This is a genomic window from Tunturibacter empetritectus, assembly GCF_040358985.1.
Lineage (GTDB): Bacteria > Acidobacteriota > Terriglobia > Terriglobales > Acidobacteriaceae > Edaphobacter > Edaphobacter empetritectus.
Genome location: NZ_CP132932.1, coordinates 21,416 through 41,391 on the forward strand (window position 1 = coordinate 21,416; position 19,976 = coordinate 41,391).

The window sequence follows — 19,976 nt, forward strand, 5'->3', positions numbered from 1 at the left end:
AGTCTGGTGCTCAGCGGCAGATCCTCGCGATCGACGATGATGCGCTCGATATGAACGGGTGGAGCATCGAGTTGTATGGAATATTGTGAGGATCGACCACTTGGACGATGCTGCCGTTAGTCGACCAGAGGCGCCCGTCTGGAGCGATCGTCACGGCCGTGCTACCGCCTCCGAGCCCCGGCCTGACACCGTCGCGGAGGTCAAAGACAACCGTTCGCATAAGGTGACTAGAACTGCGCCACCACTGTGCAAGCTCCTTGTCACTAACCCTTACGATGCCACACTCCATATAGAACCAGTGTGAACCTACGCGATCATCAACGATTGAAAATCCAGTATCACAGGGCATTCCGTCTTTCGTTGTTAAGCTTCGCGCTTCTCCATTCTGATATCGGTAGAGCGTATGTTCAACGCTCGAGATCCAAAGAGTGCCATCTGAGTCTGATCTCAAGCCGTAGACACTTCCGTTATAACCTTTGACGGGCTCGAATTGTCCATTGTGGAACCAGAACAAACCGTGAACATAACCACCGGCCCACAAACCACCTTCTGGATTGGGCGCTAAAAACAATGTTTGATTTCCGGGTGTCGGAAACCTAGCGACAACGCGAGCATCGTCTAGGCGATACAGTGCCTTCTCGCGCGATTGTTGATCGATATCCGATACCCATAACTGGTGTTGAGTATCCTGCGCCATTGCTGCAGCGTAGTGAATCTTCATGCCCTCCGGGCCGGACACCTCGATAACGTTTCCGGCTCGGTACGACAGTAGTTTCTCCCCGGCTGTGGCCCACATTCTTCTGTGTGAATCGTTGTAGAGCAAGTCGGTGTAAGAATCCGAAGACTTCAGATGTGAGAAATCCTGACCCTGATAAACGTCGATGCCATGATCCATCCCAACCCAAACATGTCCGTCTGCGGCGGCCGCAATACTGGAAGCATCTTCACCCGATAGCCCTTGGTTTTCAGTAAAGGAGATAACCGGGAGGTCGCGGAATTCGCCAATGCCGCCGCTTGTCGTCACCCAAAGATTGCCTTCCCTATCTTCAAAGATGCTATGAAAGGAGTTGCCGCAAAGGCCGTTCGTAGTGTCGTAGTGATCGAGTTTTCCGTCGCTGAGCTTGTAAAGACCGTTGGATTGACTCCCAATCCACAACGAATGGTCATGATCGAAGAAGAGACAGCTTACAGAAAGTGTTCTACCGTCAACTTCCGGGGTGACATAACTCTTCCATTGTCCATTGGAGAATTGCAGCAGCCCCCCTGACGGACCGTTATCACGCCGCCCCCCCCATATCGTCCCGTCTTGATCCGCAACGAGCGCCAGCACATAGCTGAATGACTTGGAATGACCCACATTTAGAGGGTATGTCTGAGGCTTCTCCCCTGCTTGCCAGTGGCAGATGCTGTCTTCGCTGCCGACCCAAATCGACCCTGGCTTTTCAGACGCGATAGAGAATCCGCGTGTACACCCAAATCCGTCTCGCTTGCTGATGCAGGAGATATGCAGATCACCTATTTTGCAGAACATCCTCGGCTGTCCGCCGGCCTCCCAGTCGCCTTGTCCCATCCAGATTTCATTGTCCGAGTCTTCGAGGAATGGCCTAGGTAGCCTCTGCTTCTCTGGATAGTCATAAATATGACCGTTGGTCACCCGCGCCAGCCCCAACTCTGTTCCCACGTACAAACTGCCATCGCGCGCGCCAAACAATTGTGAAACATCCTGACCGGGAAGCCGCTCGCCGACCGGAGGAGTCCAATGGGTGAAGCGAATACCATCGAATCGAAACAGGCCATTTGCTGTCCCAACCCAGACATAGCCGTCTGTTGTCTGGGCAATCGCCTTTGGTGAGCTATCGAGTCCACTCTCGCCAATGCGCCAAATCTTGTGTCCATACTGCGCAATCCGGGTCGACGGGTTCAGCGCCTGCGCCGGACGACCACAGGCCAGAAGGAGGCACAGGGCTACGAGCATAGCTCCCAGCCGTGACGGAGGACACGAAAGTGTCACATCACTCGATGTGTTCGCTCCGCTTGTAATCCGCACAGCTGACCACAGACGCAGGTTCTCCACTGATCCCAATCCTAAGCATTCTGGGGGCAGGTCAACCTGTAGAAAACTCCAGCTGTCGACGATTTAACGAGACGCTTCGTCGACTAGCAAAATCTTTGGCAAGCTTGCAAAGACAGGAGCTTTCTGCCTTTCGTCACTCAGAGAACACTTGCAATTTTGTTGATTGAGTTCGCGGTCTACTCGCCGTGTAGGACAGACCTGCAGAAATATATAGCTCCAGTCCTGTTGCTTCTGATCTCCCGGAGGCGCACGAAATCCTTGAGATTAAGGTTCAACGCGGTAGCAACGCTTTGCGCCAGCCCTCTGGACTGGACGCCTTTTTGACTGAGGTACGCCCACCATGGAAACGCTTCGCCAAGCAGTCGCTTCGCACGAAAGTCCGAAGTCACCGTTTCTCGTTAGACCTGCAGACGATTCATCGGCAACCCGCGATGAGAAAGGGCTGATCGGCTCCATCCTCGCCGGAAATACGAGTCTTTACCATGATCTCGTCCGGCCCTACGAGACGCTTGTCTACCGCATGGCATTCGTGATGCTCCGGAACGAAGCCGATGCCGAAGACGCCGCTCAGGAGACCTTTCTACGGGCGTATCGCAAGCTGGCAAGCTTTCGGTCTGAATCTAAATTCAGCACCTGGCTCACCAGCATTGTCCTGAACGAGGCTCGCGCCCGCTTACGTCGTCGAAAAGGGGGACTTGCCGTTTCTTTGGACTCTCTTTCGAATCAGGCATCGCTGTCACCTGCTCGATACGTCTGCGACAAACAGGAGAGTGTTCTACTGAGCCTGGAACGGGCTGAGTTGCGATCTCAGTTGCAACGAGCAGTTGCGGACCTTCCAGCGATCTACCGAGATGTGTTGCAGATGCGCCTTCTCGATGAATGCAGTGTCCGCTGTACGGCGCAGGCGCTTAAGTCAACGGAAGGGGTGATCAAAGCTCGCCTTCACCGCGCTCGCCGGATGCTTCAGAGACGGTTCGATGCAAATCGGACTCGGGAGAAGACCTTCCATGCCATCGGAGATTGTTGAACGTGCGTTGCCTGCCAGGAACTTCCGCCGCTTTGCAATTGGGAAGGAAACTGGAAAACTTAGCTTCAAACAGTCTGCTCACAGACCCAAGACAAACTCGTGTGTACGATGATTCAATCACGCTCGCTGATGCGTGACTTGCGTTGGGTGCACGAAATTCTACGTGGGAAAAAGACTGGTAGATACCTATGTTTTTCTATGGGCGTGAAATTCTTCATGCCACCTATGCTTACGGAATGTGCAATATGTACGCGCGTGCCGAATTACGCTGGAGTCCCCTCAATACACCCGTTGGGTGCCTCAGAAGCTTGGGTCAGCGCAAAGGTAAGAATGCGGCCGCGGGGTACGAGGGAAAGGCACGCTTCCGTAACACGCGTGATTTGATCGAAAAAACGTGGACGAGATTCGTATTATTTTGCGCCTGCTCTATGATCATGACATCTTCAGCGCGCGCAACAGACCACAGCCCCTTGTTCAGCTATGCGACGCCTGTTAATGCCGAAGGGGAGTTCAGTTTCGACACTGGACTCTTTGGCCGTACCGGATCTGGGGGAACTCAGTTTTCAACTGGGTCAGGGTTTGGGTATGGCCTTAGGCCGCACGTCACTATCAACGCCTTTCTACCTGTCACATTCGGAACGGGCAATCTACCAGAAAGCCGAATCATGAGCGGTTCTGAATGGGCAATGGGTGTGTCTTGGCGCTTTCTCGATTCCGTCATTGGCGTGGGACGTCGGCTGGAGTCAACAGCGTCCGTAAGCGCAGTTGCGTCAGGTCCACAGCCTGCCACGGGCATACTTGGCGATCTGCATCGAGCGCCCGGTGTTGCTGGAACATTAGCAGCGGGAATGACTTCGCGGAGTCAATATCTTTGGGTAGGCTGTGGCTACACGCGTTATGCCAATGCTTCACATGACAGAAGACCTGACACAACATCTTGGAGCGTGGCATATGGTTACCGGCCGTCCAAGCTACGCCGAGGCGTCGATCAATGGGATTACCGTGGATTTATGGAGTTAGCCGGCGAACACACTGGAGAGGTGAAAAGCAGTGGAACGATCCTGCCGAACAGCAGTTCTACCACGGTGTGGCTGGGACCTTCCGTCTTGGGGATCTTTAAGGAATTCGCAGTTGAGGCCGGGGTCCAGGGTCCAATCATTCGTGATGAATCGGACGTTATTTATGGCCGTGAGCGCATTCGTTTCGGAGTCAACCTCAGCTATCTCAAATACTCGTCGCGGAGTCGCTCTCGTTGAAGGGATTGGTGATGAAGATCGCAATTGCCGGAATCCTTGGAATGTGTGCGCTGACCGCTCAGGGCCAGTACAAGCAGATTAATTTGACTGTCTTCGGAATGGACTGTCCTCCGTGCGCCTTCGCAATCCGGCTCTCTATGAAGAACGTCCGTGGGGTCAGCGGCGTTGATGTCGACCTGAACAAGGGGCTGGTCGCGATCAAATTGACAGCTGGAAGTACAGCTGAGCTGAGACAGTTCAACGAGGCCGTGGAAAAGAACGGCTTCGCACATCAAGATGCAGATGTGCTTGTCGAGGGTGTTCTATCAGGCTCGCCGAAAGCACCGCTCCTGCAGGTAACGGGCACAAACGATCGCTACGCACTAATGCCGTTCGCTCAAGGAGTCGATGTTACATCCCTATTGGGAAAGTCGATAATCGTACAAGGTGTATTACCTCAGTCGGCGAAAGGTAAGGTTCCGGTCACCCTTCGATACAAGACGATCGCGGTGCCCCAATGACGACTTCTTCGCTTCTAATGCCAGCGATCAAGCGGGTTCGCCAAGCGTCGCTGATGAACTATCTATCATTGTTCGGGTCCTTCAGCACGCTCCTTTGCTGCGCCTTACCTTCGTTGCTTGTGTTGATGGGGATGGGAGCCACTGTAGCTTCCGCACTCTCAGTCGCTCCATGGCTTGTGACGATGTCGAAGCATAAAGTGTGGACGTTCGCTATCGCCGGCATACTCATCAGCATGAGCTTCATGATGACGTATTGGATGGCTCCTCGGATGAGAGAGGGGGAAGCTTGCATAGAAGATGATCCGACGATGTGCGGGCGAGTAAGCAAGTTCAGCCGTATGCTGCTGTGGGGTTCAGCTACGATTTGGTCTTTCGGTTTCTTCATGGCCTACGTCCTGGGGGGCATACTGGAGTGGTACCAATTTGTATGGTTTCGCCTGCTGTGTGGCCTCCTTGTGATTGCAATCGGCTGCTGGCTATATCTGTATCGACTCCGCCTCCGAGCTGCATCGATGAAGATGCGCTTTGATGAACGGCTCGAAGAGAGGTCTCGTCTAGCGCGCGATCTGCACGATACGTTGCTGCAAACCATTCAAGGTGGAAAACTCGTCGCTGACAATGAAAAGAATAATGTGCAGGAGCCCGCGGCAAAGATTGCTCTTCATCGTCTCTCTTCCTGGTTGGAGCGAGCTGTCCTTGAAGGCAGAGCTGCTTTAGACTCTCTTCGCGTTTCTACAACCGAGAGCAATCACCTCGCCGGCTCTTTGCGTGAGGCTTTCGAAGGCTGTAATGCTCAGATGGAGTTGGAATTGTTAGTGATAGGTGCGAACAAAGAAATGCATCCAATCGCACGAGATGAGGTTTACAAAATTGGACATGAAGCCATACTGAACGCCTGCAATCATTCCAGAGGTAAACGTCTCATCGTCGAGCTTGTCTACGATCAAAATATGCTCCTGCGAATCCAAGATGATGGCGAAGGCATCGCCCCACACATCCTGCAAGCCGGCAGATCGGGCCATTACGGGTTGATCGGAATGCGCGAGAGAGCTGCTCGTATCGGAGCAAAGCACACGGTCGTGTGTTCGGAGACAGGTACAATAGTTACCTTGTTTGTGCCAGGCGAGGCGATCTTCATCGCCTGATCTGGTCTGACTGTTGTACATATTTCCAAGTGAGGATCAATGTCAACAAGCTCTACTGTCGTTGATTGCTGCGGAGCGGTCGCTGAGCCGGACGGAGCGGAAGATTCTGACCGACTACGCCGCCGAGATAGTGTCGTTCGCTTTTGTAAGGCATAGAGTGCTGGTCTTGGAACTCGGAGCTGGAGCAACCGCCAAGACACCCGAGTCTATAAATCGATGCGCTCGTCATCTCGAGCATGGCCATCACATGCGGTTTCATATTTCCCTCGCGCGAACGGAAGACCACGGTCATAGAGGTTTAGGGCTGAGGATCTTCGCTAGAATGATTCCGATCATCCAGTCACAGACCATACTTCTATTGTTGGTCTTAATGTCCTGGGAGCACCCCCAAACTTAGGGATTTTACCTGCCTAATCTAGTAGGCGCTGTTTCTAACCGGGTGTTTCCGGCTTCAAATGCTGGTTCGAGTAAACCGAGCACTACCCCGATCAATGTGAGTGAGATAGTTGATCACTAGAGCGACTCGTCTTTGTGGGGATCAGCTTTCGATTGGAAGGGCTCACCTAGCCAGTCGCGAAGTCTCCTGGACGGATTTTTGTAGATTGCCTGACCCGGTATGACAACAGATATAACCGTACCACTCTGAGGAGAGCTTGAGATGTTGAAGTTGCCCCCCATAAACAAGGCACGCTCACGCATCCCTGCCAAGCCGAAATGACCCGGCTTGCCGCTACGCAGAACGTCCTCGTCGACACCGTGTCCGTTGTCTCGCACCGTGAGGTAAAAGCGTCTTTTATATTCGAGTTCGACCCATAAATGACGCGCTCCAGAGTGGGCACATGCGTTACGGATCGCCTCATAGGCAATTCGATAAACCTCGTCGCGTGCAATCGGATGCATCTCCCGAATCGCGCCTACCGTCGAAATGCTGATAGCCATTCTGGCACCCCGGATGCAATCATCGGCCACGCGATGAAGAGCTCCTACCAGGTCATTGGCCTCGACCGAGGAACTCCTCAGGGCTTCCAGTGCAGCTCGACCCTCTATGCTCGCACGGTCAAGCCATTCGGAGAGTCGATCCAACGCGCGACCGATTATACGTGGATTATCTAGATGTTCCCGCGCATTGTCTGCAACCATCTTGCTGCCTTGAATCGTCTGAAGGAGCGTGTCGTGAAGATCCCGTGCGAGCCTAGTCCGTTCTTGCAATCGTTCGTCGAAGCGCTGTTTGAGAGCCTTGGCGAACCTACGCAACCTATATACATATGCGAGAAATACGAGCACGAGCAATAAGAGCACCACCAAGGCCCGGAACCAGAGAGTTTGGAACCATGCTGGTGGCACCGTGAATGCAAGTTCCGTGCCCCGCCAGTTGCATACCCCGTCATTGTTGCAAGCGGTAACGTGAAATACATAAGGACCCGGCTTCAAATCGTTGTAGAACGCCTGGCGCCGTCGGCCAACCTCTGTCCAGTTAGAATCGTGGCCATCCAAACGATAACGAAAGCGCACCCGTTCGGGGATCACATAGCTCAAAGCAGCATAGTCGAGTTCGATCTGACGCGGGTGCACAGGCAGTTTCAGATGTTGACCGACCGAAACGTCGTTGCCATCGACGATCAGCCGCTCCAGCTTTACCGGTGGGGGCAATTCATTGAAGGGTAAGTGTTGCGGATCGATGATCTGGAAGTCATAGTCGCTGGCGGACCAAATCTTGCCATCAGGAGTTTGCGCTGGGTTTCCGTTTGAGAGATTTGGTCGTGCCCCTTCGAGCGCATCGAAGACACGAGCATGGACACGCTTGGCAGGATTTTGCCACCACGCGGCAAGATCGGAATAAGATACACGCACGATGCCGCAATGGAGATAGAACCACTTGAATCCGCGACCGTCGTCGTGAATGTTGACCCCACTGTTGCACGGCATCCCAGAGGCCATCGTCAAGCTTCTCGCCTGCCCCTCGAAGTATCGAATAAAACCTTGCTGCGTCACGATCCAGAGAGCGCCGTCTGAATCCTCCATAAGGTTCTCAACTCTGTCGTTGAAGCCGCCCGCGACTACATGTTCAAATCGGCCGTTACGAAACGAGAACAGGCCATGCACTGATCCGCCTATCCAAATTCCTCCCGCCGCGTTGGGGGCAAGAGCGTTCATCACTTGTTTTCCCGCAAAATAGGACACGTCGAATCGGTCTATCACCCGATAGTTGCGAATCTGGATCAGGCTGGAATTGTGAGTCTCCAGATTTTCTACAGATGCCCAGATGTCATGCACGTGATCCTCAGTGATGTAAACGACGTAATCGCCTTTTCCAGTCGGAAATCCAGGAACTTCGGAAGCGATCCGCTGATCTCGCTTAACAAAGAGTCTATCCCCAGAACCGATCCAGACATTGTCTCGTAAATCCGTGAAAAGGAATTGCACATCTTCCAGCAGCCGGCCTTTATTGTCCCTTAGTTGAATCAGGGTCTTTCCCGATAGTTGAGCCAGTGTGCGGCTCCCCATGTAGACCGATCCTCTACGATCCGTCGCAACACCGTTTGCATGGTCCGCGAGCGAACCTTCACTAGCCGTGAAACTTATAACCGCGTAATCCCTAAAGTGATCAATGCCCTTCGGGGTGACAACCCAAATTCCTCGTTCGTGGTCCTCGAAGATCGAAAGAACGTTGCGGTCGCTAAGACCGTCTATCGCGTCAAAGTGATCCAGACGTCCATCGACAACTCGATAGAGACCCTTATCATCCGTTCCAATCCATAGAGCTCCATTCTGCTCTGGAAGGAGCGCGGACACCGAGAAGATACGGCCGTCTATTCTTGGAACTGTGTAGGAGGTCCAGTGTCCGTTTGTTCGACGGAGGAGACCGGCACCGTGCCCGCTTCGTTTCATCCCAGCCCAGAGCTCACCATCCGTGGTGCTGGCCAGACTGGTGATCGTGTTCAACCCTCGACCACTTGAAAGCGATGGAACAAGTTCAGTATCGGGTCTTGTACCTGGCTTCCAGCGGCAGATGCCCTCAGCGCTTCCCACCCAAAGAAAGCCGTCGGAGCTTGTCGTATTCGACACGCCCCTGATGCAGGAAAATCCTTCACTCTTTCCGAAACAGATGAGATCTGTCTCTCCCACCTTACAGAGTGCACTTGGATTGCTGTGGGCTCCACTGATACCCATCCACAGGCCGCCGTCATGGTCCTCCACGAATGGACCCGGCCAACGCGGACTTCCAGGATATGTGTAAACATGCCCATCTCTGATTCTTGCGAGACCTCGATCTGAGCCCACGTAAAGCGATCCGTCACGCGTCCCAAAGATGTGCCACAAAGAGATGCTGGGAAGAGCCTCGCCGGCTAGTGGAGTCCATTTTGTGAATCGCATGCCGTCAAAGCGATACAAGCCATTTTCCGTACTGACCCAAATGTAGCCATCCGCGGTTTGAGTAAGAGCCTGCGGAGTACCCATCAAGCCGGCGTCGCCCGTGCGCCACGCCCGATGAGCTAGCTGCGTCAGCCGTGTCGTAGGTTCGACAGACTGTGCTCTAGGTGGAGCGAAAATCAGAACCAGCGTTGCGACCAGAAGAGCCTTTGCCCGGACGTTCATACTCTGACACTCATTTCGTTTTGGGCGAAGGTAGCTCAAATCTGGAGCAAACCCCGTCGCAAAGCGATCGTAACCGCATGCGTCCTGTCATTCGCTTGCAGCTTGTCGACGATATTTTTGATGTGAAAGTTAACGGTCGTCTCCGAGATCGACAATTGATCGGCGATCTGCTTGTTCTTGTTTCCTTCGCGGATCAGTTCAAGGACTTCCAACTCGCGCGGCGTCAGATCCTCCTGCCCCATATGCTCTGCCACACTGCTGGCTACGTCGGATGGAATATGCTTACGTCCCGTTGACACAGTTCGGATAATCCTCAGCAGCTCATTCTTCGGCGTGCTCTTAAGGACATAAGCGGTAGCACCCGCGCGGAGCGCACGTTGAATCTCGATGTCCCCGCTTGAGGTGGTCAGCATCATGATCTTTGCGTGAGGAAACTCGCTTCGGATGGCGATCAAGGCTTCTGTGCCACTTGCGCCGGGCAGTCTCTGATCCATTAAGATTACATCCGGCCTGGTCCGGCGATATTCTTGTAGTGCCTCCTCTGCGGTCGATGCCTGAGCCACGGTCTCCATGTCCGCTTCCGCTGCAATGATCATGTTGAGCCCTTCACGGAATACGGGGTGATCTTCAACGACCATGATTCGAATTTGTCTGGGTGTAGGCATGCTCTCCTCTCGCGATGTAACCATTATTGAACGCTTTGGCAGAACCACTTTCAAGCGACCTGAGCGCGCGATCACTCTCCCCAGCCGCCCCATCAAGCCATCCTGAGACCTGATTCAAGGCATCCGTGGTTTCTGTCCCATCTGCTCTCCGTCGCACCTGATCAATGACGGATTTGCTGTGACAAATCATTTGCTCCAGATGGGGGTGGATCGACTTAGCAATTACCGTGCGCTGCTCAAATCGTTGAGAGTAGGTATAGTCGAGCGTCCGTTCGTAGCGGCGAATACCGCGCCGGTACATCAAATGCAGGCCCAAACCAAGAGCGGCAACTATGGAGATTCCGACGGAGTACAAGACGAAAAGAGAGAGATGAAGTGTTTCCATTGTCCCAACCCCCTAGCGACTTCGAACTTCGCCAGTCAAGGCAGATTCGTGGTCTCACAGTAAGTAGAGCCACACTTCCTAAAATTGAAAACCGACACAGTGAATCATCACGACCAAGCGTATAGGGTGGTAAGAACGCCGCAAAGTCACTTTCCACAGTGTCCTGCCTGTAGTTCTCCACAGTCTCAGCCTTACCGAAATCCTGATCCGATTTTGCACAGTTCTCGGTTTTGGATTGCTTATCTGCCCCGGAGATTGGATTCGACTTCCTCTGAAATCGAATGACAATCGCAGGTCGATGCCGATTCTTGGGCTGCAGATTGCGTGGCCTCATGGGATTCGTAACCAAATTATGGCTGCGACTACATCTTTCACAGCGGACCTTTCGATCTTTCGGAGAATGCGCTGAAGTAACGAAAGTACAGGATGCCTGCACGCATACGTCTCCACCCGGTTCATTAGATACCAATGAAATCTTTGGTGCCTGTAGAAAGGAACAGGTTTAGTACTCTTCGATCCGGGGGGGTGTTTGGTCCCTGCGGAGTGGATGCTTACTCCAGAATGGTGATCCAACCCGCCGACGCATTCGCTGCTTCCTTCGAGCACAATACCATTGGAGAAAAACGATGAAGATTCAAAGAATCATTGTCCTGTCCGCTGTTCTGGCATTGCCTGCGATGTCCTCTATAGCTCAGTCTGGCGCGATCCTAGCGACCGGGACTTTTCACGGTATTGTGCACAAGGCCTCAGGCCGGGCGACTGTATACCAGGCCACGGGAAGGAACTTCCTTACCAGCATGGTCGAACGGGTTGACCTCGGACCGCTCAAAGTCAACGAGGGCGATCAGAACTACGTCTTCCTGCGGAACCGATCTTGCCAAGTATAAGCCTTTTGCGATGTTCTGCGAGCGCTTTGACAACTTTGGCGCGAGATCACTCGAAAAGTAGGTCGCCGTGCGCATAGCGCGGATTGCTCTGTTCTCCCACTATCTCACTAGGAGATCCAACATGACGTCTTCCTCGACGAACGCGACATCAAAGCGAATTGTTCTAGGTGTTATTGGAGTGCTTATTCTCGCGGTGCTTTGGTTTGCCTTTCGCCCCGAGAAGCTTTTCATCAACAAGAAGGTGAATGAAGCCCATCCCGCCCAAGCTGCAGGTCAACTCACCCCGCTGTTGACAGGACGATTTGTTGGAGAGATCCATAAGACTTCTGGCCGAGCTACCGTGTATCAGCAAGCGGATGGCAGCCGTGTCTTGCGATTGACCGATTTTTCTACTTCCAACGGACCTGCCGTGCACGTGTTGTTGATAGACGGGACGTCCATCGACCCGACAAAAGACTTTGCTCTGGCGGCCGTGAAGAACGTTGATCTTGGTGATCTGAAAGGAAATCAAGGAGATCAAGACTATATGGTCCCCAAGGGGGTTGATCTCAAGACGTTCGCTACGGTATCGATTTATTGTGAACGCTTTCACGCCAACTTCGGTGCCGCGAAGCTCGAGGAATTCTAAAGCCGCAATGGTGTTCTGATTCGAAAGGATTGCTTCATCGCTGAGCGAGTGATTCAGACTCTCTCGGACACCGAGTCAGCAGGCCATTGTTCTTTATCATTCCTCCAGAAAAGCCGGATATTGCCGCAACAAAGAAACGGAAGAGTCGTGATCAAATTTGATTCGAATGAGTGCTCCGATCTTGATGGCCTGAAGACGAAGGAGTGGTTGGTAACGAATGGTCTGGGTGGGTATGCGTCGGGCACAATCGCCAGCATGAACACCCGGCGATATCACGGTTTGCTTGTGGCTTCAATGGAGGCTCCTCTAGGAAGGCTCGTTCTCCTTTCGCAGTTGGAAGATACCCTTATAGTCGATGGAGCTCGGTTCCCCCTATCGACCAACCTGTATTCGGAGAATATTGTTCATCCTTCGGGCTACCTAAACCTTGTAGGCTTCCGACTCGATCCGGATCCGGTCTTCACCTACAGCAATGGAGGGTGGGAGATCACGCGAACTGTATCGATGGTTCAAGGTCAAAACACCACCATAATCGAATATGCACTTGGCAAAAGAGGCTCGGGAAAACATTTCTTTCTCGAGGTGAGACCTCTGATCGCCTTTCGCGGATATCATGCGGCCACCCATGAGAATCAGGCCATCAATCGGTGGGTGGATCAGGGGAACGGAACTCTAACTTTGCAACCATACCAAGGATTGCCGAAGCTTCACATCGCGCATGACCCCGCAGAAGTGCAAGTGGATGGCTACTGGTATCGGGAATTTGAATATGAACGAGAGAAAGAGAGAGGGCTTGACCATAAAGAAGACCTGTTCAGTCCACTACTCCTAACGACGAGTCTGGACAGTGAAAACTGTTTTAGTCTTATCGCTTCCACTGAGCTCCAACCGATCTCACGATTGGCCCAATACAAACAGGTAGATGTCGCCCGTGGATGGAAGTCGCCCAACACCGCCAACCAAGGCTCTGGGCGTTCCGATCTGAATTCCCTTCTTGAAAAAGCAGCGGGACAGTTCACCATTACCAGAACGCCATTTACATCGACTATCGCCGGCTATCACTGGTTCGGAGACTGGGGCAGAGATACGATGATCTCTTTGCCGGGTTTGATGCTTGCCACGGGTAAGCACGAGTTGGCAAGAGAGATTCTGCTTCACTATGTACAGTTTATTGATGGGGGTATGCTACCGAATCGCTTTCCCGACGCGGGCGAACAGCCCGAATATAACACGGTAGATGCAACCCTTTGGTTTTTTGAGGCGATTCGACAATACGTCGCTTACGAAAATTGCCCTACATGGCGCTCGCAAGCTACTGCTTTACTCGAGGAACACCTGTACGTTCCCCTCAAGGAGATCATCCGGTTTCATGTTGAGGGAACGCGCTTCGGCATCCATGCTGACGAACAGGGGTTCCTCTGGGCAGGCGATCCAAGCACGCAGCTCACGTGGATGGATGCCAAGGACGGTGATGTCGCCTTTACACCGCGGCATGGACGACCAGTCGAGATCCAAGCTCTTTGGTACAACGCATTGCGTACGATCGCTTCCTTCGGAGTTTTACTTGGAGATCAGAATGCGGTCGAGGACTATAACGCCCTTGCAGACCGCCTGCAAAATAACTTTCTTCGCGTCTTCTGGAACGAACAGCGCGGATGTTTATTTGACGTAGCTAGGGGTGAAGAGCGCGACGCGTCTCTCCGCCCCAACCAGATTTTTACTGTAAGCCTTCACTATCCACTCATTATCGGAAAGCCCGCAGCACAGGTCATCCAAAGGGTGGAAGAAGAGTTGTTGACTCCATACGGTCTACGGACGCTTTCGCGGGACGACCATCAATATCGTGGCAGCTACGAGGGAGATGGCTGGAGCCGGGACGGCGCCTATCATCAAGGAACCGTATGGCCATGGCTCGCCGGACCGTTTTTCTTTGCGAAATTGGCAGTGAGTGAGTCTCCTGCAGCTACGATGAGCGAGATTGAGCGCTGGCTTGATGGTTTCACGCCGCACTTGCGTGATGCTGGCCTGGGGCAGGTCTCAGAGATCTTCGAAGGAGACCATCCGTTCTTTCCTCGCGGATGCATTGCCCAGGCATGGAGCGTTGCAGAGATTTTGAGACTTGCAAGTCGCGTAGCAGCAGAAACTCCCGGAGACCATGAGTGAATCTCGACCTCCGGCTAACTCTCTGTTTAGGGACCGCCGGGTTGATCACGTTTCGTATGAATGCCAAAGATCAAATCCGTGCTACAGCGATTGATTCCGGGCATACAAAGTGTCCCGACGATATGCCAGGTGCAACCGGGCGGAGATTCGACGTACGATCGCAGATCACAGTGGCATTGTGGTGTCTAATTCTCTGGGGAGTCCGCGTAGCGTATGGTTTGGATCCTTCTAGACATATCTCACAATATGGCCACACGGCGTGGCGACTCGGTCAAAACGGCCTCAATAGCGTGCCCCTGTCGATAGCCCAGACTCCAGATGGCTACATCTGGGTTGGAACGTCTTATGGTTTGTTCCGATTTGATGGGGTTCGCTTCACCCGCTGGAGTCCTTCGAGCGGTGAGCAACTCCGCAGTTCTTACATATTTAGGCTGCTTGGAGCAAACGACGGCAGCTTGTATATCGGAACTGATACCGGCCTGTCGCGATTGACGCATGGCCACATCTACAACTACCCAGAAACACTGCAATGGCCTGGGCCGTTCTTCGAAGACAGCCAGGGATCTGTTTGGATGGGAGACTTTGGAAACTTCACGAGCGCCAGCACTCTTTGCCGGGTAGGTAAAGAGCATTTGACGTGTTTCGGTACCAAGGATGGATTCGACTGCATGAACGGAACCTCCTTGATGTCAGAACACGCCGGCTCGATCTGGGTTGGGAGCAAAGAAGGCATATGCCACTGGCAGCAAGACAAACAACCGGTCAACTTTCCCCTACCTTATTTGTCCGGCCCAAATATGGCTAACAATTGGGTAGATGCACTCACTTCCGATGGAAAGGGTACGCTCTGGTCTGGTATTCCGATCGAGGGACCCGGGTATGGCCTGTTGGCTTTTACGGGGGACAGGTGGCAAAGCTATGTCACGCCTGAGCTGGATGGCACGAGCTTGCCAGTAACTTCTCTACTCTGCGATCGAAGCAGTTCTTTGTGGATCGGCACGCGGAGTAAGGGTCTCTACAAAATGAACGCGGGTAAGCTTGATCGATTCGATACGGCGGACGGGCTGAGTGGCAACACGATCAACGGAATCTTTCAGGACCGAGAAGGGAACCTCTGGGTAGTGACAGATCGTGGCTTGGATGCGTTTCGGGATCTACCCGTCGTCTCCTATACAACGCGTGAAGGTCTTTCAGATGACCAAGCGATTGCGATTGCGGCATCAGATGACGGAACAGTTTGGGTTGGTACTAAAGGTTCGCTTGTTCTTTTTAGAGGTCAGACGTTTTCGACCATTACTCCGGCAAACGGTCTGCCCACATCAGGTGTTCACTATCTGTTCCATGACTCTCGCAATCAGTTGTGGGTGGCGGGAGGACAGCAGTTGTATTTATACAAGGACAGCCATTTCGTACCCGTGTTGGACCAGAATAGTGCAGATATAGGATATGTCGTCTACATGACGGAGGACAGCAAGCATAAGCTATGGGTTTCCGCCCAAGATAGAAAGACAGGGAAAGACTCCCTACTCCACATAGACGCAACACATGTCGTTGAGAGGTATAGGTCACTTGGAGCCATGGGTGCGCAAGGACTCAATGCCATAGCTTCAGACCAGAATGGAGGTCTATGGGCAGGCGGGTATAAGCACGGCTTGTTTCGATTTCATGATGGAAACTTCGAGCGGGTAGCTGCCGGAGGATTTGATGGGCCGGTGGTTGAAATGGCAGGAGACCCCGATGGGGCCATTTGGATTGTAACCAAGCAAGAAGGGATGCTTCGTTACAAGGATAACAAGGCCCGGTCTCTTACGAGCAGGAGTGGACTCCCATGTGACAGTGGATTCGATATCGTAAACGATCACGTCGGGCACCATTGGCTCTATATGGCATGCGGGATTGTGAAAATTGACGACAGCGAACTTGCACATTGGTGGAGCGACCCTGCCTATTACGTTCAGACCACTGTGTTCGGCCTACTCGAGGGGGCACAGCCCCGACGATCTGAAACGTCTCCGGTCGCCACTCCCGACGGGCGTATCTGGTCAGTTGATCGATCTGCCGTTCAAGTCATCGACCCAAAACACCTGCCTCATAACGACACGCCGCCACCCGTTCATATCGAGCGTATCGGGGTCGACCACAAGGAATACCCCGTAGGCAGGGATATTCGTTTTCCTGTCTCTCCCCACGAAGTGGAGATCGACTACTCAGCTCTCAGCTTTGTCGTTCCAGAGGAAGTAAGGTTTCGCTATCAGCTTGTTGGGTATGACAATGCGTGGACCGACTCCGGAACCCGTCGGCAAGCCTTCTATAACGATCTCGGCCCCGGCCACAACACTTTCCGCGTGATGGCTTGTAATAACGACGGGGTTTGGAACCAACAGGGAACGACTATCAGTTTTATGATTCCTCCTGCCTGGTATCAAACAGCATGGTTCAAGTTCTTATGCGTTATCTTTGCAGCGACTTTAGCCTACACCCTCTATCAATTCCGGATAAGACAGTATGCAGCTATGCTCAAGGCTAGATTTGACGAACGAATTGAAGAGCGAACGCGGTTAGCTCGCGATCTACACGACACGTTGCTTCAGACAATCCAAGGCAGCAAGATGGTTGCAGATAATGCTCTTGAGCGGCCATCCGACGCTGCCCACATGCATAAGGCTCTCGATCTTGTGTCAACGTGGTTGGAACGAGCCACGCTGGAGGGGCGCGCAGCTCTCAACTCCCTGAGGAGTTCGACCGTCGACACCAATGATTTAGCTGCAGCTTTTCGCCACGCAGCAGAAGACTGTCGTATAGGTAGCACGATCCAGGTGTCCCACATCCTGACCGGGACCAGCAGCGACATGCATCCCATTGTGAGAGATGAGATTTACCGGATCGGATACGAAGCCATCAATAACGCCTGCGTCCATTCTGGAGGAAGTCTCGTTACGGTAGAGCTCACCTATAACCACAATGTTCAGCTAAAGATCAGAGACAACGGCAAGGGCATTGAAGAAAAGACCCTACAGTCCGGAAAGACCGGACACTTTGGGTTGGAGGGTATGCGGGAAAGAGCGGACCGTATTGGCGCCAAGCTTTTAGTGCGAACGGCACCCAACGATGGAACCGAGGTTACTCTGCTTGTTCCCGGCTCAGTGGTTTTCAAGACCTATAGACCTACAAAACGGTCGCAATTGTTGAAGCTGTTTGCCATCGGGCAGGATTCGACACAACATAACGGCTCGGGAGGAGGCGCTCACAACTGAGCATCGAACCACCAAGGGTCAGAGTGGTCTCGATGAAATGTTGCTCTAACGTCTGACCTCATCCACATATTCACGATTCATTTCCGAGTCATGGCACGCGCCATAACTCTAAAAGGGAGCAAACCCAATGCAGTCATCCGACCCAATCCGCATCATGCTGGTCGAGGATCATCCACTCTTCCGACAGGGGTTGAACATAATTATCGCATCGAAATCAGATATGCAGGTGGTAGCGCAGGCGGGGACATCCTTGGAGGCAGTCGAAGAGTTCCGCCGTCATAAGCCTGATATCACGCTAATGGACCAACGTCTTCCGGGACAGACCGGAACAAGCGCTCTGGTGGCCATTCGAAAAGAGTTCGCCGCCGCTCGCGTGATCATGTTGACCACGTCGGAAGGTGACGTCGAAATCAAGGGGGCCCTCTGTGCTGGGGCTTCAGCCTATGTATTGAAAAGCACACCATCGGAGGAGTTGTTTTCGATCATCCGGTCGGTGCATACCGGGCGCACGCATATTCCGACCGGTGTTGCCTGCCGTCTTGCGGAGCACTTGGGCCAAGAGAATCTCACAGAGCGTGAGATGGAAGTGCTCAGACTGATTCAGAGCGGCAATCGCAATAAGCAAATCGCCGAACAACTCTCTCTATCAGAAAACACAGTGAATTTTCACGTCAAGAATGTCATGGACAAGTTGCAGGCCAATGACAGGGCACACGCCATCTCCATCGCTATTCGTAGAGGCATTCTGAACGTCTAGATCTATCGAAATGGTGACACTCCTAGCGAGACGGTGCTTCGGCGTCTTTCTTACGACTTTGGGTTATGACTTTCGCCCGTCACGGACTGCCACCCAACGCGCAGGGCTCGGGCATCTAGGACTCAAGATTTCACCTAAAGAAAACGATAGGCCTCCTGCCGTAACGAATGCTAGTTCGCTCCCGCGCCAGAATCGGCACAATGACCATAGCTGATTTGGTTCGTACTTTCTTCAACTGTAGTGAGAGGAGAAAGCGCTATGTTCCGAAACGTGTAGCATTTGCTATAGCATCGTCCGTTACTGCAGTAGGTCACATTGGTTCGGGGACATGAGTCGCCGCGGTAGCAACTGTGCAGCCGAAGCCTACTAAGACAGGAGCGAAACGTGTCGCGCAAAACTAGAATCCTTATCCTTGGCGGAGGCTTCGCAGGCGTGGAGGTAGCTCGGGTTCTCGAGCGACTCCTAGAGACAAGAGAGGCGGAGATTCGCCTTGTGAGCAGAGACAACTTTTTGCTATTCACGCCCCTGTTGCATGAGGTCGCCGCTAGCGACCTGGATATTACGACCATCGTGAATCCCATTCGAAAGATGGTCCGTCGCACCGAATTTATTGCTGCAGACGTGAACTCGATCAACCTGATTGAACAGACCGTCACGATTGCACATGGAGTCGACCGGCATATTCACATTCTCGGCTATGACCATGTAGTGCTTGCGTTAGGCTCCGTTTCACACTTTCGTGGAATCACCGGCTTGGAACAGAATGCAATGACCATGAAAACGCTGGAAGATGCCATCACACTGCGGAATCGAATGATCGCACACTTGGAAGAGGCCGATCCAGACTGTTCGGAGATTACGCGGGATGCGACGCTCACAATGGTTGTTGCGGGGGGTGGATTCGCTGGAGTAGAGACGGTTTCCGGGATTTACGACTTTATGGAATCAGCCGTGCAGACCTATCCAAATCTGTCTCCTTCGATGCTCCGGGTAATGCTCATCCATGGCGGATCGCATCTTCTTCCTGAACTCGGACCTGAACTTGGCAACTTCACCGGGGACAAGCTGGTCGCACGTGGCATCGAAGTCCTTCTAAACAGGAAACTGATCGCCTCCACTCCGAATGACGTCACCCTCGATGACGGGAGAGTAATCGCCACCAAGTTCGTCGTCTGGACGGGGGGAAATACTGCGCCAGCTCAACTTGCCCAACTCAGAACCGAATCAGAGGATGCAAGGGTGTTGACGACCAGAACGATGCTGGTAGAAGGCCATCCAAATGTGTGGGCCTTGGGCGACTGCGCACGAATACCAGATAGCAATGGAAGATACTATCCACCGACAGCCCAGCATGCATTGCGACAGGCAAGAGTTCTTGCAGAAAACTTGGCGGCTTCCTTACATGGTCAAACCACAAGAGAGCTAAGTTTTAACACAATCGGCCAAATGGCTTCGATTGGGAGACGGAGCGGAGTAGCCCAAATTCTAGGTTACAGGTTTTCCGGTTTTACGGCATGGTTCCTCTGGAGAACTGTATATCTCACCCAAACTCCCACGATGGGGGAAACGAATTCATGTTGCTTTGAACTGGTTTCTCGACCTTTTCTTTTCCAAAGATAGCGTTCAGTTCATGTCCTT

General features: G+C 52.9%; 12 protein-coding genes. 8 read left to right on the top strand and 4 right to left on the bottom strand.

Going from position 1 to position 19,976, the window contains the following annotated elements; all coding sequences use genetic code 11:
* Positions 1 to 10: 10 nt before the first annotated feature.
* Entirely contained in the window at positions 11 to 1,975 is a 1,965-nt protein-coding gene (locus tag RBB75_RS00080; protein WP_353069158.1) for a ligand-binding sensor domain-containing protein, read from the bottom strand.
* 439 nt (positions 1,976 to 2,414) lie between these two features.
* Between RBB75_RS00080 and RBB75_RS00085 the strand changes: the two genes are divergently transcribed.
* The 3 genes from RBB75_RS00085 (at position 2,415) to RBB75_RS00095 (ending at position 6,002) form a co-directional block, all read left to right on the top strand.
* A complete protein-coding gene (locus RBB75_RS00085) occupies positions 2,415 to 3,101 on the top strand; it encodes a sigma-70 family RNA polymerase sigma factor (protein WP_179638481.1) in 687 nt (228 codons plus the stop codon).
* A gap of 1,267 nt (positions 3,102 to 4,368) precedes the next feature.
* Positions 4,369 to 4,857 (top strand): heavy-metal-associated domain-containing protein, encoded by a 489-nt coding sequence (locus RBB75_RS00090; protein WP_353069159.1) that lies wholly within the window; start codon positions 4,369 to 4,371, stop codon positions 4,855 to 4,857.
* A gap of 182 nt (positions 4,858 to 5,039) precedes the next feature.
* Positions 5,040 to 6,002 (top strand): sensor histidine kinase, encoded by a 963-nt coding sequence (locus tag RBB75_RS00095; protein WP_353069160.1) that lies wholly within the window; start codon positions 5,040 to 5,042, stop codon positions 6,000 to 6,002.
* A gap of 513 nt (positions 6,003 to 6,515) precedes the next feature.
* Here the strand turns inward: RBB75_RS00095 and RBB75_RS00100 are convergent.
* The 3 genes from RBB75_RS00100 to RBB75_RS00110 all read right to left on the bottom strand — a co-directional run bounded on the left by RBB75_RS00100 (position 6,516) and on the right by RBB75_RS00110 (position 10,649).
* Complete coding sequence (locus RBB75_RS00100; RefSeq protein WP_353069161.1) at positions 6,516 to 8,945, bottom strand: sensor histidine kinase; 2,430 nt, start codon at positions 8,943 to 8,945, stop codon at positions 6,516 to 6,518.
* Positions 8,946 to 9,634: 689 nt separating this feature from the next.
* Complete coding sequence (locus tag RBB75_RS00105) at positions 9,635 to 10,264, bottom strand: response regulator (RefSeq protein WP_179638485.1); 630 nt, start codon at positions 10,262 to 10,264, stop codon at positions 9,635 to 9,637.
* Entirely contained in the window at positions 10,227 to 10,649 is a 423-nt protein-coding gene (locus tag RBB75_RS00110) for a hypothetical protein (RefSeq protein WP_179638487.1), read from the bottom strand. Before RBB75_RS00110 ends, RBB75_RS00105 begins: the two co-directional genes overlap by 38 nt.
* Before the next feature lie 1,008 nt (positions 10,650 to 11,657).
* Between RBB75_RS00110 and RBB75_RS00115 the strand changes: the two genes are divergently transcribed.
* The 5 genes from RBB75_RS00115 to RBB75_RS00135 all read left to right on the top strand — a co-directional run bounded on the left by RBB75_RS00115 (position 11,658) and on the right by RBB75_RS00135 (position 19,958).
* Positions 11,658 to 12,164, top strand: a complete 507-nt coding sequence (locus tag RBB75_RS00115; RefSeq protein WP_179638491.1) for a DM13 domain-containing protein — start codon at positions 11,658 to 11,660, stop codon at positions 12,162 to 12,164.
* Between the two features lie 120 nt (positions 12,165 to 12,284).
* A complete protein-coding gene (locus RBB75_RS00120) occupies positions 12,285 to 14,327 on the top strand; it encodes an amylo-alpha-1,6-glucosidase (protein ID WP_353069162.1) in 2,043 nt (680 codons plus the stop codon).
* The gene (locus RBB75_RS00125) at positions 14,324 to 17,581 is read left to right on the top strand and encodes a sensor histidine kinase (RefSeq protein ID WP_353069163.1); all 3,258 of its coding nucleotides are present in this window, start codon (positions 14,324 to 14,326) and stop codon (positions 17,579 to 17,581) included. Before RBB75_RS00120 ends, RBB75_RS00125 begins: the two co-directional genes overlap by 4 nt.
* 127 nt (positions 17,582 to 17,708) lie before the next feature.
* Positions 17,709 to 18,338 (top strand): response regulator transcription factor, encoded by a 630-nt coding sequence (locus RBB75_RS00130; RefSeq protein WP_353069164.1) that lies wholly within the window; start codon positions 17,709 to 17,711, stop codon positions 18,336 to 18,338.
* A gap of 384 nt (positions 18,339 to 18,722) precedes the next feature.
* On the top strand, positions 18,723 to 19,958 hold the full coding sequence (locus RBB75_RS00135; RefSeq protein ID WP_353069165.1) for an NAD(P)/FAD-dependent oxidoreductase: 1,236 nt from the start codon (positions 18,723 to 18,725) through the stop codon (positions 19,956 to 19,958).
* The last annotated feature ends 18 nt before the right edge of the window (positions 19,959 to 19,976 follow it).